General features: G+C 59.0%; 19 protein-coding genes and 1 pseudogene. 15 read left to right on the forward strand and 5 right to left on the reverse strand.

Translation table 11 applies throughout. The annotated features are described in order from the left end of the window. From nodC to ACVW17_RS16495, 6 genes are all read left to right on the forward strand, one after another. Positions 1 to 1,371: a chitooligosaccharide synthase NodC gene (gene nodC, locus ACVW17_RS16470; RefSeq protein WP_456797575.1), complete on the forward strand. Its 1,371-nt coding sequence runs from the start codon at positions 1 to 3 to the stop codon at positions 1,369 to 1,371. A gap of 12 nt (positions 1,372 to 1,383) precedes the next feature. After that, entirely contained in the window at positions 1,384 to 2,016 is a 633-nt protein-coding gene (nodS, locus tag ACVW17_RS16475) for a nodulation methyltransferase NodS (protein ID WP_456752839.1), read from the forward strand. Between the two features lie 13 nt (positions 2,017 to 2,029). Next, positions 2,030 to 3,739: a nodulation protein NodU gene (nodU, locus tag ACVW17_RS16480; RefSeq protein ID WP_456797576.1), complete on the forward strand. Its 1,710-nt coding sequence runs from the start codon at positions 2,030 to 2,032 to the stop codon at positions 3,737 to 3,739. A gap of 1 nt (position 3,740) precedes the next feature. Continuing rightward, on the forward strand, positions 3,741 to 4,661 hold the full coding sequence (gene nodI, locus ACVW17_RS16485; RefSeq protein ID WP_456752841.1) for a nodulation factor ABC transporter ATP-binding protein NodI: 921 nt from the start codon (positions 3,741 to 3,743) through the stop codon (positions 4,659 to 4,661). Positions 4,662 to 4,664: 3 nt separating this feature from the next. Further along, positions 4,665 to 5,456 (forward strand): ABC transporter permease, encoded by a 792-nt coding sequence (locus tag ACVW17_RS16490; RefSeq protein WP_456752842.1) that lies wholly within the window; start codon positions 4,665 to 4,667, stop codon positions 5,454 to 5,456. Between the two features lie 533 nt (positions 5,457 to 5,989). After that, positions 5,990 to 6,982, forward strand: a complete 993-nt coding sequence (locus tag ACVW17_RS16495; protein WP_456797577.1) for a nodulation protein NodZ — start codon at positions 5,990 to 5,992, stop codon at positions 6,980 to 6,982. Between the two features lie 441 nt (positions 6,983 to 7,423). Here ACVW17_RS16495 and ACVW17_RS16500 read toward each other — a convergent pair. The 3 genes and pseudogenes from ACVW17_RS16500 to ACVW17_RS16510 all read right to left on the reverse strand — a co-directional run. Then, positions 7,424 to 7,666 (reverse strand): annotated as a pseudogene (locus ACVW17_RS16500) (transposase); the annotation flags it as partial. Continuing rightward, positions 7,653 to 7,949: a helix-turn-helix domain-containing protein gene (locus tag ACVW17_RS16505; protein WP_456752845.1), complete on the reverse strand. Its 297-nt coding sequence runs from the start codon at positions 7,947 to 7,949 to the stop codon at positions 7,653 to 7,655. The gene ACVW17_RS16505 and the pseudogene ACVW17_RS16500, both read right to left, overlap by 14 nt. 3 nt (positions 7,950 to 7,952) lie before the next feature. Next, on the reverse strand, positions 7,953 to 9,281 hold the full coding sequence (locus tag ACVW17_RS16510) for a type II toxin-antitoxin system HipA family toxin (protein WP_456797578.1): 1,329 nt from the start codon (positions 9,279 to 9,281) through the stop codon (positions 7,953 to 7,955). Between the two features lie 732 nt (positions 9,282 to 10,013). On the opposite strand from ACVW17_RS16510, the gene ACVW17_RS16515 reads away from it, so the two are divergent. From ACVW17_RS16515 to nifA, 4 genes are all read left to right on the forward strand, one after another. Continuing rightward, a complete protein-coding gene (locus ACVW17_RS16515; RefSeq protein ID WP_456797579.1) occupies positions 10,014 to 10,262 on the forward strand; it encodes a DUF3551 domain-containing protein in 249 nt (82 codons plus the stop codon). Positions 10,263 to 10,429: 167 nt separating this feature from the next. After that, complete coding sequence (locus tag ACVW17_RS16520; protein ID WP_456797580.1) at positions 10,430 to 10,621, forward strand: hypothetical protein; 192 nt, start codon at positions 10,430 to 10,432, stop codon at positions 10,619 to 10,621. Positions 10,622 to 11,595: 974 nt separating this feature from the next. Further along, positions 11,596 to 12,432, forward strand: coding sequence for an SDR family NAD(P)-dependent oxidoreductase (locus ACVW17_RS16525; RefSeq protein WP_456797581.1), 837 nt, complete (start codon positions 11,596 to 11,598; stop codon positions 12,430 to 12,432). 179 nt (positions 12,433 to 12,611) lie between these two features. Beyond that, positions 12,612 to 14,435 (forward strand): nif-specific transcriptional activator NifA, encoded by a 1,824-nt coding sequence (nifA, locus tag ACVW17_RS16530; protein ID WP_456797582.1) that lies wholly within the window; start codon positions 12,612 to 12,614, stop codon positions 14,433 to 14,435. A gap of 688 nt (positions 14,436 to 15,123) precedes the next feature. Here the strand turns inward: nifA and ACVW17_RS16535 are convergent. Beyond that, positions 15,124 to 15,849 (reverse strand): helix-turn-helix transcriptional regulator, encoded by a 726-nt coding sequence (locus ACVW17_RS16535; protein ID WP_456797583.1) that lies wholly within the window; start codon positions 15,847 to 15,849, stop codon positions 15,124 to 15,126. 1,964 nt (positions 15,850 to 17,813) lie between these two features. Here ACVW17_RS16535 and tnpA point away from each other — a divergent pair. The 3 genes from tnpA (at position 17,814) to tnpC (ending at position 20,181) form a co-directional block, all read left to right on the forward strand. Then, complete coding sequence (tnpA, locus tag ACVW17_RS16540; protein ID WP_456797584.1) at positions 17,814 to 18,245, forward strand: IS66-like element accessory protein TnpA; 432 nt, start codon at positions 17,814 to 17,816, stop codon at positions 18,243 to 18,245. Next, entirely contained in the window at positions 18,242 to 18,598 is a 357-nt protein-coding gene (gene tnpB / locus ACVW17_RS16545; RefSeq protein WP_456798971.1) for an IS66 family insertion sequence element accessory protein TnpB, read from the forward strand. The genes tnpA and tnpB overlap by 4 nt, the downstream gene beginning before the upstream one ends. Before the next feature lie 122 nt (positions 18,599 to 18,720). After that, positions 18,721 to 20,181 (forward strand): IS66 family transposase, encoded by a 1,461-nt coding sequence (gene tnpC / locus ACVW17_RS16550; RefSeq protein WP_456798972.1) that lies wholly within the window; start codon positions 18,721 to 18,723, stop codon positions 20,179 to 20,181. A 926-nt stretch (positions 20,182 to 21,107) separates the two neighbouring features. Here tnpC and ACVW17_RS16555 read toward each other — a convergent pair. Next, complete coding sequence (locus ACVW17_RS16555; RefSeq protein ID WP_456797585.1) at positions 21,108 to 21,410, reverse strand: HU family DNA-binding protein; 303 nt, start codon at positions 21,408 to 21,410, stop codon at positions 21,108 to 21,110. A 1,206-nt stretch (positions 21,411 to 22,616) separates the two neighbouring features. Here ACVW17_RS16555 and ACVW17_RS16560 point away from each other — a divergent pair. Together ACVW17_RS16560 and ACVW17_RS16565 are read left to right on the forward strand one after the other, a co-directional pair. Further along, positions 22,617 to 23,459 (forward strand): electron transfer flavoprotein subunit beta/FixA family protein, encoded by an 843-nt coding sequence (locus tag ACVW17_RS16560; protein ID WP_456797586.1) that lies wholly within the window; start codon positions 22,617 to 22,619, stop codon positions 23,457 to 23,459. A 643-nt stretch (positions 23,460 to 24,102) separates the two neighbouring features. Then, on the forward strand, positions 24,103 to 25,566 hold the full coding sequence (locus ACVW17_RS16565; protein WP_456797587.1) for a hypothetical protein: 1,464 nt from the start codon (positions 24,103 to 24,105) through the stop codon (positions 25,564 to 25,566). Positions 25,567 to 25,572: the final 6 nt, after the last annotated feature.

A 25,572-nucleotide genomic window follows, 5' to 3' on the forward strand; every position in this document is an offset into this window, starting at 1 on the left:
ATGGATCTGCTCGCTACAACCAGCGCTGTCGCCGTTTCGTCTTATGCGCTGCTCTCGACCGTCTACAAGAGCGCGCAAGCGCTTTACGCTCAGCCGGTCAATACCTCGCAGCTGCAGGACGATCCAGGACAAGCCGAGGTGGTTCTGCCCAGCGTAGATGTCATCGTGCCCTGTTTCAACGAGGATCCAGATACGCTCTCTGAATGCCTCGCGTCGCTCGCAGGCCAGGACTACGCTGGAATGCTGCAAGTTCATGTGGTCGACGACGGATCCGCAAATCGCGACCTTGTGGCGCCTGTACACAAAATCTACGAGAACGATTCGAGGTTTCGCGTTATTTTGCTCGCCAAGAACGTCGGAAAGCGCAAGTCGCAGATTGCAGCGATACGCAGTTCTTCCGGCGATCTGGTGCTCAACGTTGACTCGGATACGATACTTGCCGCCGACGTGGTAACGAAGCTTGTATCGAAGATGCAGCACCCCGAGGTCGGCGCGGCCATGGGGCAGTTGGTAGCCAGCAATCGCAACCAAACCTGGCTGACCAAGCTGATCGATATGGAATACTGGCTGGCCTGCAACGAGGAGCGAGCGGCCCAGGCTCGATTCGGTGCGGTGATGTGTTGCTGTGGCCCATGTGCGATGTATCGTCGCTCGGCGCTCGCGATGCTGCTTGATCAATACGAAACGCAATTCTTCCGTGGGAAGCCAAGCGATTTCGGCGAGGATCGTCATCTGACGATCCTGATGCTCAAGGCTGGATTTCGAACCGAGTATGTTCCCGACGCAATCGCGGCCACCGTGGTGCCCGACAGCCTCGGGCCATATCTGCGACAGCAACTTCGCTGGGCCCGCAGCACCTTTCGGGACACGTTCCTTGCATTGCGTTTGCTGCCCGAGCTCGATGGCTATCTTACGCTGGATGTCGTCGGACAAAATCTCGGCCCCTTGCTTCTCGCCTTGTCGTCGCTGGCTGCATTCACTCAGTTTGTCATCGCGGGGTCGGTGGCCTGGTGGACAGTACTGACGATTGCGGCAATGACGATGGTCCGTTGCAGCGTGGCGGCATTCCGTGCTCGCGATCTGCGTTTTCTCGGCTTCTCGCTCCACACACCCATCAACATCTTTCTCCTGCTGCCGCTGAAGGCTTATGCGCTTTGTACATTGAGCAATAGCGACTGGCTGTCGCGAAAGGTCATTGTGACGAGCGAAGCAGAGAAGAAGGCTGTCATCCCGCACGCGACCGCCGCAATAAGGTCTGCAAGCAGCGGGGCGAGCTCCGGCGCAATTCGCAAGTCCGAGCGTTCGCACCTTCCATCGAGCGTGGCCGCGACTGAGATTTGTGGTCACGATCGATCGAGTGCCTACAAGTAGGTTGAACGCTCTATGACGCCGGACAACAACAACTACCAGCTACTGGAACGCGAGTTGGCTGTCGACGATCCGTGGCGTCTCGATAGTAATTCGTTCGAGCAGGAGCGCTATGCGCAAATGCTCCGGATCTCGCGTTGCAACGGGGATGTTGCGCATGCACTTGAGGTCGGATGTGCTGCCGGCGCATTCACCGAAATGCTGGCGCCACACTGCCAACAGCTCACCGTGGTGGATGTCATGCCACAGGCGATTGAGCGGGCGCGGCAACGGACCAAGAGATGGTCACATATCAGGTGGAGAACCTGCGACATTAAACAGTTCTCGACTGTTGAGCGGTTCGATCTGATCGTCGTCGCCGAGGTTCTCTACTACCTCAAGGACGTCGCCGAGATGCACGCGGCCATCCGCAATCTGTCGGGCATGCTTGCACCAAATGGCGCTCTGGTGTTCGGATCGGCACGTGATGCCACGTGTCAACGCTGGGGCCATGCGGCCGGCGCGGAAACGGTGATTGCTCTCTTCAAGGAGAAGCTATTCGAGGTCGAGCGTCTGCATTGCCACACTGAGTCGGTCAACGAAGACTGTTTGCTCGTCCTGTTCCGGAAGCCGACTAACTCGTCAGAACAACCAAATTTGGGTCAATAGGTCAGGGGGTCGTATGCGCATCTGCGGCATTAAGTTAACACACGATGGCGCAATTGCCGTCGTCGAGGACGGGAAGCTTGTCTTTTGCACCGAGCAGGAGAAGCGCGCCAACAGCCCACGCTACCAATCCGTCGATAACCTCGATGCAGTCGTGCTCGCATTGGCCGAACACGGCCTTGACCCTCGAGATATTGATCAGTTCGTCATCGATGGCTGGGATGGGGAGATCGAGTCGCAATTCCAGGTCCTGAGTGGGGCGGTTCCGATCGCGCTGAAAGGGGCGCCATATGTCGAGCGGCACGCCGAGGGCCTTCTTGATTCCGTCGACGGCTACGGCCTGATCCTCGGTGGCAAGGTATTTCCCTATAAGAGTTACCCCCACGTGACGGGCCACGTCGCGTCGGCTTATAGCACCAGCCCCTTTGCCGGCGCCGAAAAACCTGCGTTCTGTCTGGTGTGGGATGGCTGTATCTTTCCACGTCTCTACTATGTCGAACCGCGGGGTGCGCGGCTCATCGCGAGCCTGTTTCCGATGATCGGTCATGCCTATGCTGCCGCGGGCCTTCATTTCGGGCCTTACAGGCAGCCGAACCGCACCAATTGGGACTTGGGCATCGCCGGCAAGCTGATGGCCTATATCGCGCTCGGCTCTGTCGATGAATCCATCGTGACAGTGTTTCAGGAGCTTTACGAAAAGCGCTTCGCGGCCGACACGGAGCAGGCGCGTCGCTACCGCGCCGATATCAATAATGCGGAGGCGTCGCTTGCGGCTGTGCACGAATTTTTCGAGGCGAGCGCGCCGCGCCTGACGGGCAAGCGTGCGGAGGACGTTCTGGCGTCCTTTCATGTATTCCTTGAGCGTCTTCTTGTTCGGGAAATCGTGATGGTTCTGCTGCGGCACTCGTCGCTTCCGGGCGCGAGAAACCTGTGTGTCGCCGGGGGGTGTGGGCTCAATATCAAGTGGAATAGTGCGCTTCGCGCGACGGGATTGTTCGATGAGGTCTGGGTGCCGCCGTTTCCAAATGACAGCGGCTCGGCGATCGGCGCTGCCTGCGGTGCGATGGCAGCGCAAAATGGGTTCGGGCCACTCGAATGGTCAGTCTACAGCGGCCCGGCGCTACAGACCAGCGAGATTCCGTCAGAATGGGAGGCAGCGCCGTGCGGTCTACGAGAGCTCGCGGCCATACTCGCCGACAACAAGCCCGTGATATTTCTCTCGGGACGCGCCGAGCTCGGGCCGCGCGCATTGGGTGGCAGAAGCATTCTTGCGGCAGCGACCTCGGCGGCAATGAAAGATCATCTCAACGACATCAAGCGTCGCGAGCACTTCCGGCCGGTAGCGCCGATTTGCCTGGAGGATCGAGCGCCAGAGATCTTCAGCCCCGGCACGCCAGATCCTTATATGCTGTTCGATCACCAGACCCGGGCGGAATGGCGCGATAAGGTCCCCGCCGTCGTCCATCTGGATGGCTCCGCGCGGCTGCAGACGGTCGCCCGCAACTCTCCGCACAAGATCGCACAGCTCCTCGTCGAATTTGAGCAGCTCACGGGCATTCCACTGCTTTGTAATACGAGTGCCAACCTGAACGGCCGAGGATTCTTCCCGGATGCCGCCGCCGCCTGCGAATGGGGACGCGTGGAGCACGTTTGGTGCGACGGTCTGCTTTGGACCAGAACGCCCGTAGGAAAGCCAACGTCGGCTGAACGGCTTCTGTCGGCCTAAGATGAACATGTCCACCGCAGCAATCGACCTTGCCGGCGTACGAAAGTCATTTGGCGGCAAGGTCATTGTCGACGAACTGTCGTTCTCGGTTGCGCGCGGAGAATGCTTCGGCCTGCTCGGGCCGAATGGAGCCGGCAAGAGCACGATCGCGCGTATGCTCCTCGGGATGATCTCGCCGGATGCCGGCAAAATTACAGTCCTTGACGAAGCTGTGCCTGCACGGGCTCGCGTCGCACGTATGCGCATCGGCGTAGTGCCGCAATTCGATAACCTTGAACTCGAGTTCACCGTACGAGAGAATCTGCGGATGTTCGGCCGTTACTTCGGCATGAGCGCCAGCAAGATCGAGGCGGTCGTACCCTCGTTGCTGGAGTTTGCGCGTCTTGAAAGCAAGGCGGACGTGCGCGCCGCTGCACTGTCAGGTGGCATGAAGCGACGGCTCACGCTGGCGCGCGCTCTTATCAATGACCCGCATCTGCTCGTGATGGACGAGCCTACGACTGGTCTTGATCCGCACGCCCGTCACCTGATCTGGGAACGCCTGCGTGTCCTGCTTTCGCGCGGCAAGACGATCCTCTTGACTACTCACTTCATGGAAGAAGCGGAACGTCTGTGTGATCGTCTGTGCGTGCTCGAGAGTGGACGCATGATCGCCGAAGGAAAGCCGGAAGCGTTGATCGGCGAGCATATCGGATGCGACGTGATCGAGGTCTATGGCGGTGATCCACATGAGCTCGCTGAGTTGATCAGGCCTTACGCGCGGAACATCGAAGTGAGTGGAGAGACGCTGTTCTGTTATGCGCCATATCCGGAGCAGGTACGTGTGCAACTGCGCGGGCGAGCAGGCCTTCGCATTCTGCAGCGGCCGCCGAATCTCGAAGACGTGTTTTTGCGGCTAACCGGACGCGAGATGGAGAAATGAGAGATGGGTGAAAGTTTTGCCGCGCTGATGCCCGCCAACGCCTACAATTGGACCGCGGTATGGCATCGAAACTTCCTAGCATGGAGGAAAGTCGCACTTGCATCGGTTCTCGGCAACCTGGCAGATCCAATAACCAACCTGTTTGGCCTTGGCTTTGGTCTCGGGCTAATCGTGGGCCGCGTTGAGGGGACCTCGTACATCGCATTTTTGGCGGCGGGCATGGTCGCGACCAGCGCCATGACATCCGCGACCTTTGAAACCATGTATGCGACCTTTGCCCGGATGGGCGCCAATCGCACCTGGGAAGCGATTCTGTCGACACAGCTCACGCTTGGCGATATTGTTCTGGGCGAATTGGTCTGGGCGGCCAGTAAGTCCATTCTGGCCGGAACCGCAATCGGAATAGTCGCTGCCGTGCTAGGTTACGCTTCCTGGCCTTCCGTTTTGTACGTGATGCCGACGGTCGGCCTTACCGGTCTTGTCTTCGCAAGCCTGGCTATGGTCGTCATATCTCTTGCGCCAAGTTACGACTACTTCGTATTTTACCAGACGCTCATCATTACACCCATGGTGTTTCTGTGTGGTGTGGTCTTTCCGAACAGCCAGCTGCCGAGTTCTTTTCAGCAAGTCGCAGGCTTGCTGCCGCTCGCACATTCGGTCGATCTCATTCGCCCGGCGATGCTTGAGCGCGCGGTCACCGGCGGCGTTGCCGTCCATGTCGGAGCGCTTTGTATTTACGCGGTGCTGCCCTTCTTTATGTCGACGGCACTGTTTCGGCGCCGCCTACTGCGCTGACGAATTGACAGGCTCGCTGCATCGGTCCAGGCGGCGCGAAGCGCGGCAGGAGCCACCGAAAGCGTGGCGGATCGTGACGGCACAGGCGATTAAGGTGGAGCGGCGGTTGCCTTCCCGAGATGGTCAAAATGGAGAGCGCGATGTTGGGTCGGGAAGTGAGTGAAAGCCAGACAGGATCCATGAAAGCGAGCCCGATTGCCCAATAGGTGTCTCGCGGCGAGGGCACCACGCTTCTCGTGCGGCATGGCTGTGTGACCGCTACGTCGAACAGCAGCGACTAAAGCGGGTCAAGCACTCCACCAGTTCTCAGGTAGTCAGGACAGAATAGCTATTCGGCTGAAATCGGATATATCGACGCAACCGCTCTGAACAGAGAAAAAAGAGCTGAGAGCACCCGCTAGGAGGATAGCGCTGCCATGAAGTTTTACCGACGCAGATCGCGAGCAGCGCAAGTGCCGACCATAACATCGGCCAAAATCATATGTGAGGTGTTTCCGATGATATCCGCTCAACCAGGAGCCCGCAGGGACGTAATGCAAATGTTTGTTAGTGCGCAAAATGATCGTTTCGTTGTTTCCCGGCGACGTACCGGTTTAGGCGACTGTCTATGGTCGTTGGCGGCAGCTTGGCGTTTTGCGCAGCGGACCGGACGGAACCTGGTCATCGATTGGCGCGGGTCCTGTTATCTCGATCAACCGTTCACCAATGCCTTTCCGGCTTTCTTCGAGCCAGTTCAAGAGATTGGCGGTGTAAGGGTGATCTGCGACGACCAGATCAGTGAGCTCTCATTTCCGGGGCCGTTCTTCCCGGCATGGTGGAACAGGCCGACCATCGACTGCGTCTATCGGCCGGATGAGCAGATTTTCCGGGAGCGCGATGAACTCGATCAACTGTTTCAAAGCGAGCAAGATTGCGATGCAAATACGGTCGTATGTGACGCCTGCCTGATGTGGCGCTGCGATGAGGAAGCTGAACGAGAGATCTTTCGGAGCATCAAGCCGCGATCCGAAGTGCAGGCGCGGATCGATGCCATCTTCCGTGAGCACTTTGAGCCGTACAGCGTGATCGGCATTCACGTTCGGCACGGCAACGGCGAAGATATTATGGGGCATGCGCCCTACTGGGCTGATCCGGAGCGCGCCTTGCGACAGGTCTGTGATGCCATTGATAAGGCAAAGGCGTTACCGCATGCGAAACCGGTCAGAGCATTCCTATGCACGGACAGCGCGCTCGTACTTGAGAACGTGTCGGCACTGTTTCCCGATGTTTTCACGATCCCAAAGCGCTTCCAGGCGCCTCAAGCCGGGCCTTTGCATAGTGCGGCCCTCGGAGCCGAGGGCGGCGTTTCCGCCCTGATCGAGATGTATCTCCTTGGGCGATGCGACACCGTGATCCGTTTTCCCCCGACGAGCGCCTTCACACGCTATGCGCGTCTCTGTGCGCCGCGCGTGATAGAGTTCGATTTGAACGATCCGAACCGATTGATCTTGATTGAGGAGCCATCACGAGAGCTCGTGGCTTCATGAACGTCGTAACCCGTTTTATCGACCTGATGACCGCTTTTCGCATCGAGCAGTACTGCCGTTATTGTTCCGCGCGGTAACTGCTTGCGCAAACCGACGCTCCAGCGACCCCTTGCGCTGGAGAGAAGAAAGATCCGGCGGCCGGAAGGCATTCGCGGAAGCTGGAACTGGACGATAGTGGCCGTAACGTACTGCCACCGCGCTAGACAGGTGGAATCGGCTTCGGCTTCGCCACGGGGGGGATCGAAACTGATAGCCTTCCGTGGCTGCTCACGGACTAAGTTATCGAAAGGTCCGACGTTCAGCCGGCGAGTGCCGTCGCGGCCGCCGGCCACGCCCTCGCGCGAAGCAGCACATTGGGGATCGCGCTGACGCCGGGCTGACCATTCAGCGTCCTGGCTTGTGATCGTGGGACCAATCGGCGCGGCCATGGGGCTGCAATCTCTCGCGCGGCCTCAGGCATGTGCCGGCTTGCGAATACTTTCGTTTTCCCAGTTTGGCTGGATAGCGGTAAGTCCAGGCGGTCTCAGCCAAAACCCCGCGCGCTCTGGCATTTCCGGTCTTGGTGATGTCACCATGGCGTACGGCATCATCGGTCGAGCGTTCCGAAGGTACAAGGCCCGGATAGGCCATTAACTGCCGCGGGCTCGTAAAGCGGCGGACGTCACCGACCTCAACCATGAAGGTCGCGGGGCGTTGCGCGCGGTACGAAGCCGATCTGGAAACCGAATACGCGACCTATGCGCTCGAGGGTCGCTACCGTCGGATTGGCGCCGCCCCGCTCCATCTCGGAGACTTGTCGAGTGGTGAGTGAAAATGCCTTCGCGAATTCAGCTTGAGAAAGTCCGAGCGCATGCCGCATTTCGGCGATGCCTTCTGGCAGCCGCAGTCGCGCGCTCCGAGCTTTCTCGTTTATCGCGGCGCGGCGATCCCATATCTCTTCCCGAGTGGGCTTTCGTATCCTCGGCATCGTCTATCCGTAAGTCGGTCGATTCCGCAGCCTCGCCACTTTGTCGGCCATATCGTCGCCGCGCACAACGGCGCTGGCAATGACGCTGTCCGGCACGCCGTACATGCGCGCCGCCTCAGGCAGCGCGCGAAGTAAGTCCTCCTTCTCGGCGAGCGCGGCCATGAGATCGTCCGCCGGCACGCCGGGCCTCGCGACGGCGTCGCAGATCAGGCGCCAATCCGGCTCGATGTCACTGCCGCCGGCAAAAGCCATGCAGGCCCACTTCGTGGACCTCACGATCCCCGCGAGCGAGATGCGCATCGGCGCGAAATCGAATAGCGGCGACAGACGCACCTGGCCGTCGGGGAACTTGCGCAACGCGGTGTTTCTGCCGTGGTTGTCCGGATTGCCCATCGCGAGATTGAGCATGTCGCGACGCAAATATTCGATCGTGTCCGCGAGCGGGTCAGAAGAGACCTCTTGAAGCTGCGCGACATAGGTTTCGTGGTTCTCCAGATGCCCGAACGCCGCGACGCCGATCGCGGACACGAGGCTCTCCTGACCGTACCGGATCAGTCCGTTGGAATCTCGTCCGCGGTCGAACCTCGGCACGACCAGCACGCCGTTGCCGTGTGTGCTGGTCCGCTCGACATGCAACCCGAAATCCTTTGCGACCTTCGCATAGGCGGCCTCTGATTGAAGGATCCGCTGGTCGATTCCTTCCTCGCTTCGAAGCAACTTGGCGATCACATGGTCCTCGGCATCATCGTCGGCTACCATCGGATCGGGATACCAGAGACCGTCCGCCATCGACTTTGTGAGCGCGACCTTCGGCCAGTCGCCCTGAAGACCGCTGGAGCCGGAGGCGATAAGGGCAAAGTCGTCCGCCATCGCGAGGAAATGGTCTGTACGCGCTAAAACGTCGTCCATTGAGACGCCGATCCGGACCATCTTTTCGATGCGCTGGTCTTCTTCCTCGTGTGCTTCCTTTATGCGGAGATTGCCAACTGGAGCGCCGGCCGATCGCAGCAGCAGCTTGATCTGGGTCGCTGGATCGCTTGCTTTGAGACCGAGAAACGCGGCCATACGCTCTGCCTGCTTCCCCTGAGGGATCAGATCCAGCAGGAAGGCCGGCCAAGTGTCCGCCGTCCGGTCCTCGAGGTCGATTGGCGCGGCCACCGAGTACGCCCGAAGGTCGCGAACCGGATTCTTTGTCGTTCCGTGCTTATAGAAATAGCTCATCTCGTAGCCGGCCGAAGACCGGCTTCCGATCCCAGTCTCGGCCTGGGCAAGCGTTACGACGGCAGCGTCATGCCACGTGCCGTCCAAAAACGTTTGTACGGTAAGCTTCACAATCGACCCCTTTAAGGGCTATTTATTCTGCCGTACATCAATAATCAACCCATTATAGGGCTTATAAACAAGAATTGGAACCTGATTATGGTCTCGGGCGACCCGTCAGCTACGTGGCCGCCGAGGACACGTACCGCCATGGCCGCTTGGGAGCCCGCCGGACTCGGCTCGAATGAGTTTGGTTGAGCCTGGCCTCGCCCATCCGCTGCAGCAGATAGTTGAGGATAACGTCGATCTCGGCATAGTCGCCGCGGCCCCTCCGAGCCCGCCCATCGGCCGGCGACTTGCCGCTCGCCTATCTTTGGGGATCTGGTGCCGCGCCCAGCGTATGGCCCGACCTGACGCGCGGAAGCCACTGCACCAAGGCGAGTCGCCAGCGGGCCCCGAGCTACAGTTGATGCAGTGACACCCGTTTTTGTCCTCTTCTATCGGCGAGCAGTCGCGGAAATTGAGCATCTGGAGTCCGAAAAGGCTCTGGGCAAGCAGGTTGAGTGCAAATGGATGTGATGCGGTTCGCGTATTGGATAATCGATGCGTCGTGTAGGGCAGGGTATCGTGACATTGGCACGAGCACGCACTTGAACGCCGGGAATTCTGCATGCATACGCCGACGCGGGAATTTAGAGCTGAGAGTCTTAGCCCGCCCAAGCCATCTTTTTAATGAGCTTCTAAGGGGAACTACGCATCGTTCGCTCCGTTGGAACAATCGGGCTTCGAGCTGAAGAGTCACCAATGCGTGTGTCTCTATCGTTTGCCGCTCTGGCGTTTGGGATCGCGGGGTACGTAACCGTTATTCCGGCGAGCGCTCGGGATTTTCCATGGTGCGTGCAGGGGAGAGGAGTCGGATATCCCGGCGATTGCATGTACCAGACCCATGCACAGTGCCTCGCATCCGCGTCCGGGCGAAACGTGACGTGCGGGCTCAATCCACGCGCGGCATTTGGCCAGCAGCGGCGGCAATACAGAGATCGACATCGCTAGTGCATGTCGGAAGGGCGGCCCTGGCACTGTCCGAGCCTGGACAGGCCTAGAAATCGCCAATGGTCTCCGGGTTAGAGTGGGTTCGAATGCGACACCGCGCCATTATCGGCAGTAGCACCGCGCTGTCGTTCGTTGGTGTGCGGCGGTCGTTGCCACGGAGGCATCACGTGCCCGGCTGGCAGAGCATCCGCTGGGGAATGCAAAGCATGGAAATCATCGCCGCAGTTGGCTCAAAAAATTTGAAGATCGCCCCGCGCGACTATATGGCCCTTTCTATTCGTAGATATCGATTCCCGAGGTCAAAATCGGCGAGCACTCTTTCCACGTCGTTTTTCAGATGGATGGAGATGATCGCCTAGCGCAGGTTCTAATTCGGCATGACTCGGATCGGAAACCAGTCCGGGCATTTACCGCCGCGAAATCGCTGCTTTCGGAACGATTTGGATTGCCCGAGAGGCAGGGACGACGGATGAATTTTGTTGGCGTTTCCCAACTACGACGATTAATCTTTCGACAATCAGAGAGGCATACGCCCCTCCCATGTCGTGATAATCTTTATCCGATGTAGGCGCTGTTGGCGTTCGCCGCTCCGGAGACTTGGTCGCCGATTAGCAGCCTATTACAGCCGGCATATTGGCAGCGGCCCGCGACGCTGGCCCAGACGATGTTCTCGATCTTCCTCGGCACCTCCTCGCGGTGCGCGGCGGCGGCGCCGGTGACTGCTCTTCTTCAATCTCTGCAGCCGAGCCCATCGCATTGCGTCTCGGATTTATGATTCGTTCGTTGGTGCAATTTCGCAGCGAAGCCGAAGCCTCGCCGCGAACGTCTCTCTCTTCACTTGGCGCCGGCGGCGCCGAGGGGTTAGAATATTCTCCTATTGGCACATAAGTTGGCATCGAATTCGAAACCGCTCTAGATGGAGGGCTTGGACTGATTTTTCACAGCTGCGATGAGGTCGGTGTACGTTGCGGCGATACCTTACGTATGGCGGCTTCGCGTCAGTTTTCGGATCGCAAAGACCCGGCCATGGGCATCTCCGCCTTCCTGACCCATCGTTGCCTCGACACGTTGCGGAGCTGTTCGTCCGCTCGCCTTGCTCGGTTCGGCGATCACAACAGCGCGACTGAGTGTTGGTCTGAGTAGTAGACAGCGCACACTCAGGCGTGTGTCGGCGATGCGCCATCGCTGTCGCAAAGCGCACGCACCGTGTCTCGAATCCGCCAAGCGTTTTGAGTGCGCGACATTAGGACGCAAAATGGGAGCGTCTTTGCGTGCATCGTAGTGGCCCAAATCCTGCTACGCGTTGGCCAGCGCTACAGGAGAGGACGCGGGCGTGGGTTTCGATCTACCAAATGACGGTCCAGTCGGAGCTCCGCTGCCCGAGGCACATTTGAGCTGTCCCTTTCACGCCGATAAAGCTCGCGTCCATCGTGGTGAACAAAAGACGATGTTGCTGACCGGGGCCTCGCGTGGAATCGGTCATGCCACCGCCAAGCTGTTTTCGGAGGCGGGTTGGCGCATCATTTCTTGCGCGCGGCGGCCGTTCGACGGCGAGCGGTGCCCGTGGGAGTCCGGGCGCGAGGATCATGTCCAGGCCGACCTCAGCAATCATCAAGCGCTGCCGCGCTTGATTACGGAGGTTAGGGAGCGGCTGGCGGGCGCACCTTTGCACGCGCTAGTGAACAATGCCGGCATCTCGCCGAAGGCGCCCGATGGAGACCGGCTGACCTCGTTGTCGACGTCAACCGAAACCTGGATGAGGGTGTTCCACTTGAATCTGGTGGCTCCGATCCTGCTGGCGCGGGGTCTATTTGACGAATTAAGGGCCGCATCAGGATCGATTGTCAACGTGACATCGATCGCTGGTTCGCGGGTGCACCCGTTTGCCGGCAGCGCCTACGCGACGTCGAAAGCTGCGCTTGCGAGCCTCACACGCGAAATGGCCCACGATTACGCGCCGCATGGTATTCGCGTGAACGCGATCGCGCCCGGCGAGATCAGGACGGACATGTTGTCGCCCGATACGGAAACGCGTCTCGTGCCAAACATTCCGCTATGCCGAGTGGGTACGCCCGACGAAGTGGCCAAGGTCATCTTCTTCTTATGTTCGGATGCCGCAAGCTATGTCACGGGCGCCGAGGTGCCGATCAATGGTGGGCAACATCTGTGAATCGAGCAAGCTGGTAACGCTGCTGTCTTGAGTTTCAGCTCTGAAGCTCTTGTTCTGCGTGACGTCACCCACCCATTCCGAAAAAGTGAAATCACGGCACCGTAGATTTACCGTCGTGCCATGAAGGTGTTACGCTTCTATGTCATCTCGTCAACTCGTAGCCCTAGACTGAGCGTGACATGCAAAACGAAGCCCGTAAACTCGAACAAAGTGAGAGGGAGGATGATCAAGATAACGGAGACCGCCTCATGCTGCATATCGCTTCCGCGCGCGAAAGCCCTGCCTCTCACGCAGAGGCGGAGCGCGCAATCTCGGGCGAGCCGCTGGGCGAAAGCGCGCTGACCGGCATCTTTGAAATATCGAAGGTGCTCACCGCTCCCTGCCGGCTCGAGGTCACGTTGGCCAACGCAGTGGGCCTTCTGCAATCGTTCGTGCAGATGCGACACGGTATCGTCTCACTGTTCGACGATGACGGGATGCCGGACATCACGGTGGGTGCCGGTTGGACCGAAGGCAGCGACGAGCGCTACCGGATGCGCCTGCCGCAGAGGGCGATCGACCAGATCGTTGCGACCGACAGGCCTCTTGTCGCCGAGAACGTGGCAGCCGAACCGGCGTTCAGCGCAGCTGACCTGGAAGTGCTAGGTGCCTCGGAAAATATGCCGGTATCATTCATCGGTGTTCCGATCCGGATTGACCCCAAAGTCGTGGGTACCTTGACGGTTGACCGAGTCCGTGACGATAGGTCGAGCCTCCGGCTTGATTATGATGCGCGGCTGCTTGCCATGATCGCCAACCTGGTGGGACAAGCAGTGAGGCTGCATCGCTTGGTCGCCTGCGACCGCGAGCGGCTGATGGGGGAGAAGGACCGTCTGCAGAAGCAATTGTTCGAGCTTAGGCAGCCGCCACGGGAACGCAAGAAGCTACCCATCCATGGGATCATTGGCGATAGCCCGGCGTTGCGCGGGCTGCTCGAGAAGATCTCGGTCGTCGCCAAATCGAACAGCACGGTTTTGCTGCGCGGCGAATCCGGTACAGGAAAGGAACTCGTAGCCAAGGCCATTCACGAATCGTCTTCTCGGGCCAAGCGGCCGTTCGTTAAGCTGAATTGCGCGGCACTCCCTGAGACGGTGCTGGAGTCCGAACTGTTCGGTCATGAGAAAGGTGCTTTTACTGGCGCTTTCAGCTTGCGCAAGGGGCGCTTCGAGCTTGCTGACAAAGGCACGTTGTTTCTTGACGAGATCGGCGAGATCTCAGCGCCGTTCCAGGCGAAGTTGCTGCGCGTCCTGCAGGAGCAGGAGTTCGAACGGGTCGGCAGCAACCAGACTATCAAGGTCGATGTTCGAGTCATAGCTGCGACCAACAAGAACCTTGAAGAGGCTGTGGCAAGAAGCGAGTTTCGCGCGGACCTTTACTACCGCATCAGCGTCGTTCCCTTGCTGCTCCCACCGCTGCGCGAAAGACGCAGCGACATTCCGCTGCTGGCCAGAGAGTTTCTCAGGAATTTCAACAACGAGAACGGCCGCACGCTGACCTTGGAAGCGAGTGCGATCGATGTGCTGATGAACTGCGGCTTTCCGGGCAATGTCCGTGAGCTGGAGAACTGTATCGAGCGCACAGCGACCCTGTCGTCCGGAGCATCGATCGTGAGAAATGACTTTGCATGTTGTCATGGTCAGTGCCTTTCCGCGATGTTGTGGAAGAGTACATCGGAGGAGGCGACGGTCCAGTCGGCACCCACCGTGCCAGTGGCGGCCAAGCCGATCACTTCGCTGTCTGAAGCGGCTGCGCTGGTCCCGCCCGTCCGCAGCGAACTGGCCTCGCTGGCGCCTGCCGGCACAGTTCTCGTAAGCGGCGCAAAGATGGCCGATCGGGAGCGGGTCATTGCCGCCATGGAAAAATCTGGTTGGGTGCAGGCAAAAGCCGCGCGCTTGCTCGGACTAACGCCGCGCCAGATTGGCTACGCGCTAAGGAAGTACGGAATCGAGATCAAACGGTTCTGAACGCACGTCCCTATGAGAGGACAATGGGTTTGGGGACGCATCCAATGCGCTCGAATCTGAAGGCGCGTCCGCCCTCGGCCGCGCAGATTACCATGCGTGACAGGATCAGCTTGCTCGAGATGCCGGCTTGGTGAGGCGGCATGCGACGGTCCATCTTGAGCGCAGAATATCAGAACCACGTCGGAATTGAGCCGGCCGTGCTCCAGGGCAGGGTGTCAGTGTGTACATCGCGATCTACACGCGCCGGATGGAAACGGACGTGATCTCGCAAGCGGTCCGGGCGACACTCACCTGGCACTCGTAGTGGATGGCGCTGTCGCAGCTCCGACGCGCGTCAGTATTCTTTCGTCTGGAGCAGCGAGCTAGGTGTTTAGTCCCCGGCGTTTGCCGTGAGGCGCTTCAGGGCTTTCAGTCGCCCCTCGGCACGGCGCGTTCAACTTGGCGTTTTTCCGAGGGCCACATGTTCTATTCACGAGATGCCTCGCGCCGAGCTTTTCGAGTAGAGGTCGAAGCGATGATGAAGTAAACACAAGCGCGGCTCGCGTTCGCGCGAGCAACTGCTATGCATTTCTCACGATGCAGATAAAATCCGGTCGAAGGGGCTGTCCTACACGCGGGGCCCAAAGACTGTTACGAGGTTCATCGCGGAGCATCTTAGCCGGTCGGTCAGTCGCTCCCTTAAACGAATTCAGAGAAGATTGAGATGATCAGCCGTAAAGGCCGCTTGGGTCCGTCTGCTCGCCCCCAGTTTTCGCATCGCGTTCTTGATATGAAAATTGACGGTATTCTCGCTGATTCCGAGGAGTTTTCCGATTTCCCATGACGATTTGCCCTCTTTCACCCAGCGCAGGCAGGTGATCTCGCGATGTGAAAGTGCAACCCGTTTGTCACCGCCACTGCTAGAGGGGCGAGCAATCTCGCGATAGGCGATGTGAAAGTGCCAGGCTAGTGTGTTCAGATGGCCGATGCGATTCTGAGGATCAGCGTCATCGAAGGGTGATGCAAAGGACGCAACCGATACTTGCCCCAATGGACCAAATAGTGGCACGCTCATTCCATGCTTCAGGCCCGCGTCCCTCGCCTCCTCGAGCACGCGTTTCTCGTCGGGTTGAAGCTGATAGTGATCAGCGAGACGATCCCAAAGGAACGGTTGCGCAAGCGTCGGTGTTCGCCGGACCACCGGATCTATCGTATGGTATTTGCCTTTGAAATATCGGTCGCACCATTCGGGTGGCCACTTCACAGCCACTGTGGGCGGTAGACACTCGCTAAGCTGGAGCGGCGCGTCGAAATTAAGCGTCCCGTAGGCAACTGCACTGAATCCCTCTTTGGTGGCGAAGTTTACCAGGAGATCGAACAGCGCTCTGAGCGAATGGGTCTGGCTTGCGCATTCGGTGAAACTAAAAAGATTCATGATCGTAGCCTTGCAGGTCACTCAGGACTATCAGTGTGGGGAGTGGCGCTTGTTTCAGGGGAAGCTAAATTCCGTTCCATGGCTTGCACTCTTACCTTTTGTCTTCATGAGAGCTCAGGGACGCCCACGTCGCTTTGCGTCACACCGATCCCGGAGTTTGTTATCCGTCCGCAAGCTGTGGCGGCACAATCGTGCCATCAAGGAGCGGGGCTTCTGTTCCTGCTCTTCGTCGAGATGCTGAACGTCGCGGTTCGGGATTCAGTGGAGAGAGAGCGCGCTGGTGAACCAGGCGGTGCGCCGCTTGGCCTTTACGGTTCAGACATCAATCCTGTATTTGCCGCCGAACCCAACAGCAGCGTTATTCTTCCTACTCCCCTTGCGAGCGGGATCGTGAGCGGTTCGCTGATGCTGCATTCTTGGATGGTCTCATGGACGCGCCCGGGAGCAGCACGGTGACTGTTTCATGATGGCCAGACGCCTGCTGCGCAGGTGCGTTGGAGACGTCCAGCGCGCATGCAGAACCCACGTAGGTGATCCCCGCGCTGAAGGTGCAACGGGAGATACGCACAGTAACGAGAGCTGCTTGATCCAGAGGATACTTTGCATGCGCATCTCCAAAGGAGAGAGATCGTGAATCTAACAACAGCAACTGTCGTGCCAACTGCAGGGCTAGTAAAAAACAAGCTGGAAACAATGACTTCCCGGCAAGTCGGGTCCGGAGTATCGCGAACGCACTGCGCTAATGCTGACATTCGAGGAAAACGCGACGTACCATTTGCGTAAGCCCACGCATAAGTTGGCCCAAACCAAGGTAGCTTTGCAGCCCTTGCCTTCTCTTCGAACCGATCCGGAAAAAGGTAACGTTCCCCTCTCACAGCCTGGTCAAGTACCGTCTGTCCGCTTCTTCCGATGATCTGGCCGTATACTGCGAGCACGAGGGTTGCTCGGGTACCGAGCCATTCCTCATCGCGCGAGGACGTGCGGTGGCAGATGATAGGAACGCGTCTGTCAAAATCGACATGTCTCATGTTGAGAAACGCCGCCGTGGTTGCCGATGCTGGCCCGTAAGGGGGAGGTGAGGTCGATGCTTCCACCGCTTGCAAATGCGCGCGTAATAGTGCGATTGCCAACCGGATGAACCGCGCCGCGCGACTGGCTACGGTTGATAATGCGGGCGCGGTTCGATGTAACGTTGTCGGTTCTCAACCGGAGGAGAATCGGCCTAAGTTTGAACCCAGTCTATTCTGTAGGAATGCCTACCTCGTTGTCGCCAATCGCGAGCCTACACGCTCTTACGCTGGCAACATCTGGGGCGATGTCGCACACGTGCCTTGCTCCGTGCCGCATCTCCATAGCAATGTCCTTGCCAGTAGTGCTATCAGTTAAGAGTCGGCACCGGCGGGAAGTGAATGTACCTGTTCGCCGAGCGGCTTGATCACGGCGACTTGCGCTGACGCATTCAGGGTACGACTAGACCAAGCCACGAGAGCCGCTGCTGAAAACGCAGCGACGACAATTGCCTATCCGCGAACCGCGAGACAGCAGCCGTTCGGTTGCAGTGGATTGCCGTGATCGCGCCTAGCAGCAAATGCGCCGCGACGCTCCTCAGACGGGGCGGAGTGCTTTCAGTTTGTTGTCACGAAACATTCCCTCCAGCTGTTGATAGGGTCGCCGAAGACGTCGTTGCTGCACGGTAGTGCACCGATCAAGCTACGATGGTGAGTAACCGAACCTTGCCAACCATCATAGGTCCAGGGGGCGACGGGAGTGCGGCAAGGGCCGTGTTTGGCGCAACGCGTCCACTCGGCGTTTGCTTCAGGCAAGCCAATCAGAGCTGCGGCTGCGGCCACCACAGAAAACGTAACTCGTTTCATCGAATAATCGTAAGCGCTGTTCAGGGGCCACCTACCGGGTGACGGGGTGATCTGCGAGTCTGCGGTTCGGTTTGGACCGTTAGGCTTAGAATGGACACAGTGCATACTGCTATCACGGAGCCGGTGCGCCGGCTTGAGGTCTTCACCGGGGCCGGCCGTCGGCGGAAGTGGAGCGACGAAGACAAGGCGCGGATTGTTGCGGAGATCGTGGCGAGTGGCGACTCGGTCTGCTCGGTCGCGCGACGGCACGGATTGTCGCCGCAGCAGTTGTTTGGGTGGCGCCGTCAGTTGCGAGAAGCAGCGGGCGGTCATTCCGAGATAGAAGAAGTACAGTTCGTGCCGGCGGTGGTGGATGCCGTGGCGCCGGCGCCCGCTCTTGGGCGCGAGCGCAAAGCGGTGCGTAGCAAGCCCGATGCCGGGATCATCGAGATCGAAGTTGACGGCATCACGATCCGGGCCAGCCGTGGTGCGGACCCGACGATGATTGCGTCGATCGTCCAGGCGCTGAGGGCGTGCCGGTGATCGGTCCGTCGGGTGCGGTTCGAGTGATGGTGGCGACCAAACCGGTGGACTTCCGCAAGGGAATGGAGGGGCTTGCTACCCTGGTGCGCGAGGGCATGGGAGCAGATCCATTCTCGGGTGCTGTCTATGTGTTCCGGGCCAAGCGGGCGGATCGGATCAAGCTTGTGTTCTGGGACGGAACAGGCCTGTGTCTGTTCGTCAAACGGCTCGAGGATGGGATCTTCCGCTGGCCGAAGATCGAGGACGGCGTGATGCGCCTGTCAGCGGCGCAATTGTCGGCACTGCTGGAGGGGCTCGACTGGCGGCGTGTCCATGAAGCACGGGAGACTCCGGCGCCGACGCAAGCTGGATAATTGTTGGCAGCGCTGCGGCGAAGTGAATCAGGAACGTCGGACGCGTCGCCAGATGATGGCGAATATGCTCTGAATCGGGTGTGAGCGACGCCCTGCCTGACGATCCCGAGACGCTGAAAGCGATGCTGCTCGCCGAGCGATGCGAGAGCGAACGGCTGCGTCAGATCATCAAGGAATTGCAGCGGCATCGATTTGGCCGGCGGGCAGAGACGCTGCCGGAAGATCAGATGCTGCTGGGCCTGGAAGACGTCGAGCAGGTGGCAGCGTACAGCGAGACGGCGCAGGGCGTTGGTGCGCCTGAAGGTCGTGAGGCTCGGGTTCGCAAGCGCCGCGGCAACCGAGGCGCCTTGCCGGCGCACCTGCCGCGGATCGAGGTCGTCATCGACATCGACAAGAAGACCTGTCCCTGCTGCCAGGGCGAGTTGCACCGGATCGGCGAGGACAGAAGCGAGCGGTTGGACCTGGTCCCGGCGCAGTTCCGGATCCTTGTCACCCGGCGTCCCAAATACGCCTGCCGGGCTTGCGAGGACGGCGTCATGCAGGCACCGGCCCCGACGCGGCTGATTGAGGGCGGGTTGCCGACCGAGGCCACTGTCGCCCAGGTACTGGTGTCCAAATATGCCGATCACCTGCCGCTCTACCGGCAGTCCCAGATTTACGCCCGCCAGGGCATTGAGCTCGATCGTTCGACGCTGGCGGATTGGGTGGGACAGGCAGCCTTCCACCTGCGTCCGTTACATGAGCGCCTCCTCGGCAAGCTCAGGCAACGGCCAAAGCTGTTCGCCGACGAGACGACGATGCCGGTGCTCGATCCCGGTCGAGGGCGCACCAAGACCGGCCAGCTCTGGGCCTATGCTGCGGACGACCGGCCGTGGGGCGGAGCCGATCCGCCGGGCGTCGCCTATGTCTATGCCCCCGATCGCAAGGCCGATCGACCAATCGCCCATCTGGCAGGCTTCAAGGGGATTCTGCAGGTCGACGGCTATGCGGGCTATGGCAAGCTCGCCGAGCGTGGCGACGTTCAGCTTGCATTCTGCTGGTCGCACATGCGCCGCAACTTCTATGAGCTCGCAACCCCTGGCCCGGCCCCCATCGCGAGCGAAGCGCTCAAGCACATCGCCGAGTTCTATGCGATTGAGAAGGACATCCGCGGCCGCAGCGCCGAAGAGCGGCGCCTCGTCCGGCAGCAGAAAAGCTGGCCGCTTGCCGATGACTTCCAGAAGTGGCTACGAGCAAAGCTCACCCTGATCAGCCAGAAGGGCAAGCTCGCCGACGCCATCCGCTATGCGCTCTCACGCTGGGAGGGCCTGACACGCTTCGTCGATGATGGACGTATCGAACTCGACAACAATGCCGTTGAACGTTCGATCCGTCCGATCACGCTCAACCGCAAAAATGCGCTGTTCGCAGGCTCCGACGGCGGTGCCGAGCACTGGGCCATCATCGCCTCCCTGGTCGAAACCTGTAAGCTGAATCATATCGACCCGCTGGCCTACATCACCGATGTGCTCACCAGGATCGTCAACGGTCACCCGAACCGCCAGCTCGACAGTTTGTTGCCATGGGCCTACGGAAACGGCTAGAATCCGGCCTGAGCGAAGAAAATCGACGAACCGGCATTCTTGAGGCTCCCAGTGAACGACAAGAACATGTTGTGGCAACAGGACGGGGTCGATCCTGGTTGGTTTATAGCCGATCACATCGGATCGGTTAGGAACAGCGCGAGTTACCGCCCGGGCGGTTGGTGGTTCTTGCCTGCTTGGCTGCCCGACACGCAAGAACACGACGTTGGTCCTTTTAAAACCAAGACTGCGGCACTAGCTGAGGCAGAACGACTGGCAGCCCTCCACAAACGAAAAACGTAGAGATCAGCTAACGGCTCGAACCCGTGTATTCGGAACAGCGCTTACGAATAATCCCTCTTCAGCTTCGATCATTCACAGTCCGCGGCGTGCCTTGGACAAGATCGCAACCACGATCTTACCTCACGCATAGAGCAGGCCTTCTGAATGTGCGAGTTGCCAGTTCATGTGTGGTACAAGATGCCGCACAATTAAAATTTGGTGAACTGGTCGACGGCCGCAGAGGAACGAACACGTGCAGGAAGCGACTGTTCCGCGTGAGTAATCTAAGCAGGTCTCATTGCTGTGCGGCCACTCCCGGTCTGCCAGCGAGGATGCAAACCGCAAGGCGATTGAAAGTAGGGCAAGCGCGAGAATGTCTACAAAGATCGACAAAGCCGTGCTGTCATCACACGGAACGACACTTATTGTGTAGCCTGATGCTTGGAATACGCGGGCATGAATCGGTTCGCCACTGACGCCATTGGGTGAGCGGGTACTGCTTCACTCGCCCTAGATGTCCCTGCGCGTTTCGGAATTATAACTGGAAAACTGAGCGGGCACTGAGCCAGTTTTTCAGTGATGCGACAATGGCCCTCCGCTGAGGTCGGCCTTAATGGAGGAGCGTCGCCACCCGAAAAGTTAATTCGCGGCACATCACGGATGAACTATGCCGCGAATACGTCTTTAGCGACCTTGAGCGGTGATGCCTTAACGAATTTGCGAGCCGGCTTCGCCGCGAACTCCATCGGTGCCTTCGTGAAAGGATTGATGCCGATGCGCGCTTCAGTAGGAGGTTTGCTCACAACGGACATTTTCACCATGCCGGGAATGACGAACTCTCCGCACTGATGCAGTTCTTTGTAGCCTATAATCGCCAGTTGCTCAATCACGGCCCTTACGTCAGCTTTGGGAAGCTGGGTACCATCAGCAATCGCGTCAATGAGCCGGCTCTTGGTCATCTTGGACATCATGAAACCCTCTACGAGGCGGAGAACGTTTTCAATATCCCGAATTCCGCCGATGCTACTCACGTTGAGCCCGGCAACGTGCAAATTGCAAGGCCGTTGGACAGGCTCCGGAAGCGATGGCTTTAAAAGCTATCGTAAGCCAAAACACAAGGCTCAGTTCCGTATGCGGCGCTTTGCCGGTTCATACGTCAGAAAATTGGTCGTGTCTCACCTGACCGATTGGGCCAAGCGGCGCGTATTGCCAGCCGCTTCCACCAATCGGGGGATCGATAGTGGAGAAAGCCATTAGCCCAATGTCTTGCCGCGCAACTCGTTTTTGTCGCTGACTTTTGTATGCGTTCACCAACGACGAGGCCCAAGGCAGTCAGGCCGAAAAAGAACCGTGCAGCTTCGGATGTCACCAGGCGATGCGTCGATAGCCGAAAGAGGCCTACCGGCTCCTCGCTTCGTTCGTGTCGCATATCCAACTATGGCTGCGTTGAACGTCGGTGCGATCAAAGCCGCGAGACTCATGCTCTTCGCGAGCGTGATGATTTTTCTAGCAAAGTAAGCAGCTTAAGAGGGCGTGTGCGCGCGTGGCATGCCGCTTGCTGAGAGACTTGAAAACGCGGGAAGCCATTATGAAAAGCAGCAGCATAATGGGACCATTGCGCGAGCGCCATGGCCTCTCGGAGAACTCCACGGGAGGAGCTCCAGAATCGCAAGAACGCTAACGCGGTCAAGTGCAGCGCGTCGGCAGGATACGCGCGGTCTTGCATTCTGACGCGAGAATCTGCGTGCCCTTACTCGGTTTTCTTGATGATTGCAAATGCTGGTCGACATATTGAGCGGCACCAGCCCCGACCTCTTTGCAGTCATGTTTGGCTCAAGGATCCATCTTGAGCGCGGCAGTATCAGAACGATGCGGGAATCGAGCCGGCCGAGCTCCAGAGCGGGGGCATTTGCTTGCATCGCAATTCTGCCGGCGCCTAACGGGCGGAGGTGATCTCGCAAGCCGATTTTGCCATCAGTCACCCGGCATTCGCAGCTGGATGGCGCTGTCGCAGCCCCGACGCGCGTCGGTGTTCCTCCATCTGGAGCAGCGAGCTAAAGGGGCTACATTGTCCCATGTAAATATACGTAACTCCTGAGAAATCCAAAAAACAAGCACGATGGTACAACATTTGCTGTTTCGTTCGCAGCTGTCGAACTTTTTGGAGCAACTCCATGCACACTGTCGTCTGCATCAAACAAGTCCCGGATTCAGCGCAGATCCGCGTGCACCCGGTGACCAATACGATCATGCGCCAGGGCGTGCCTACCATCATTAACCCCTATGACCTGTTCGCGCTCGAGGCCGCGCTGGAGTTGCGCGATCGTTTCGGTGGGGAGATAACCGTGCTGACAATGGGGCCGCCATCGGCCGAAGACTCTTTGCGAAAAGCGCTGACCTTTGGCGCGGATCGTGCCGTTCTGCTCACCGATCGCTGCTTTGCGGGCTCCGACACCCTAGCCACAACGTATGCACTGGCAACAGCGATCCGAAAGATTGGCAAGGAATATGGGCCGCCGAACCTGATCTTTACCGGCAAACAGACTATAGACGGCGATACGGCGCAGGTCGGACCCGGCATTGCAAAGCGACTGGGCGTGCTGCAGCTAACCTACGTCGCCAAGGTGAGATCCTTGGATCTCGCGGCGGGTACGATTGAAGCGGAACGGCGCTCCGAAGGTGGTGTCCAGGTGCTGCATACCAGGCTGCCCTGTCTCGTCACCATGCTGGAGGCTACCAACCAGATTCGGCGCGGTGCAATGGCGGATGCGCTGCGGGCTGCGCGTGCGCCGATTGTAAAATGGAGCGCGCACGATGCCGGCGTCGAGGACGTCTCCAAATGCGGTCTCAAGGGCTCGCCGACCGTCGTGAAGCGAGTGTTCGCGCCCTCTGCGCGCGCCGAGAAAGCGGCACTGGTTGAGGCCGCCGAGCAACCTGCGCAGGCATTGATTGACGCAATCTTTAAGCATCAGCCGAAGCTCGAGTCCGATCTTGCCGCATTAGTCCGCGATGCCTGATCTTGAAAGTCCTGGCGAAAAAGTTCCCGAGCGCGTCAACGCCTCGCACCACTCGTCACTCCGACGTGCAAGGTTGGCATGCAGAGCTTGGCGCTGATGATTCAGGCGAGATTGGCGCAATCCTCGCACCGGCGCGCTCCGAGGTGACGAAACCGAGCGGGTCCCACGCTAGTCGTCATCTGTTCCGCGCTCGGCGGCTTATGCTGCTCGCGGTGGCTGTCGAGACGAGCGGCTGCAATCTACTGCCGATCCAAAAGCGAAAGCGGCCCCGCCGGGCCACCTGTTGTCCTAACTGAGAATGACGCAACCTGCCCGGTGCTGCCCGCTCTGCCAGAACGTGGCTGTGAAGCTTGTGGTCCTTATTCCTCGCGATCTCGTCACTGCAATTGGGATCACCTGCTTGGCATTCGCCATCGCGGCCGCCTCCGTCAATCAGGTCTTGCCGAGCTGTCCAGCCGTTTGCGTCACTTTGAGGCGGGCCTCACGCCGGTCATCAAGCGGATCGCGCGAAACCAGACGCACATAAAGGAATGTAGTTTTCGAGCTCCTCGTCAGAGGCATCGGCCTCGTCAGCTTTTCATCAGCAGTCACGGGTAACAGGTAATCTCCGTTTCTTGAGTTTCCTAAAACAAATGAGGCCGCCATGGACCCGAGCAACTGCGATCCATTCTCTTCGGATCCGCGAAGTTCCCATCTGTTGGGGAGACAGCAGGCAGCTCAGGGGTCGCAACCGATCGAAGCTGCGCAAACCGATTTTGAGAAGCGGCTAGGTGAGGGGGCCGAAGCCGCCGTCCCCGGAGATACCCAACGGCCCGCCTATCCTCAGCTATCGAGCGAAGACGAGAGCCTCATAGAGGCAGTTGAAACAGATGCTGTGCGCAGGAATCTGCAGGAGCAAACGGCTCGAAACTATGCCTTTTCCCTACGAAAACTTGGGAATGATCTTGTCTCCCGAGGCAAGACCATTTCCGGTCTCGATCAGACGTCCCTGCTTGACCACGCTTGGTTGTACTTTCCCGCCGACGAGCAAATGCGCCATGCCTTGGGGGCGCTTCACAAATACCGCGAGCCTAAGGTGGCCGATGGAGATCGACATTATGTTCCCCCTGCGGAAGACAAGAGTCTGATCGACAGCGCAGTTCAGGCAGCTGCGGCACGCCGGGGATGGGCACCGCTCACCGCGGAGAAGTACGATCGTGTTCTTCGCAGGCTGGCGAAATCGCTCGAGTCGCAGGGGCAAACGATGGCCGCGCTCGATCACAACGCGCTGCTAGCCCACGCCAAAGGGATGTTCGGCAATGACAATGAGATGGAGGCCGCATTGCAGGTGCTTCGCGAGCATCGTGAGCCCGGTATCTTGGCTGCACGGCGAGCCCGTGAAGATCATGCTCCTGCCGTCGAAGACAAATGCCTCATTGAGGCTGCGGCTCGTACCAGCACCCGCCCCAAGAAGGCCATCGACGTCTACGTCAAAAATCTTCTCAGGTTTGCCGGGGCGCTCAACGCAGATGGCCAACGAATCACCAATTTGGAATATCCGGAGCTGGTGAAACTTGCAAAAGAGCGGTTTCCCGGCAACGGCAGCATTGTCAGCGGGCTGGGCATGGTTCGTGATTACCGCAACACGGAGCGCGCTTCCGGTAGGGCCGCCCCTTGGCATGCGGAGGATGATCTGGCCGCCGCGTCACTGGACTTAAGTTTCGACCCGGAGGAGCTTTGGCGGCTACTGGAAGATCAACCGGTCCCCTCGCTGCCACTCCACAACTCAGCGGGGTTTCGGAATGCCTCGGATGATCCGAATCAGTTGCGGGCTGAAAACTTGAACACGGCAACGCTTCGGGAGATGCTCGTTTCATCTGTCGGATCCCCATCGGACAGTGTGAATCAGCCAGATCCAGCCCCTCTGTCGCCGGTGCAAATTGTCGATCCGGTGGAGATTTGGCCGAGTATGGGTCAAGCCGGCTCCTCGCCAGTGGAAAGTTTCGACACGGCGAAGCTTTTGGAGATCTTTACTTCACCCGGACATTCGCCAACCGACAGCGTTCATCAACCAGATCCTTCGCCGCAGTGGGATGTGGGCGGCTCAAGCTCCGGTTTTGACTTCTAGCTCGAG

The sequence above is a fragment of the Bradyrhizobium sp. USDA 4473 genome, from assembly GCF_054063335.1.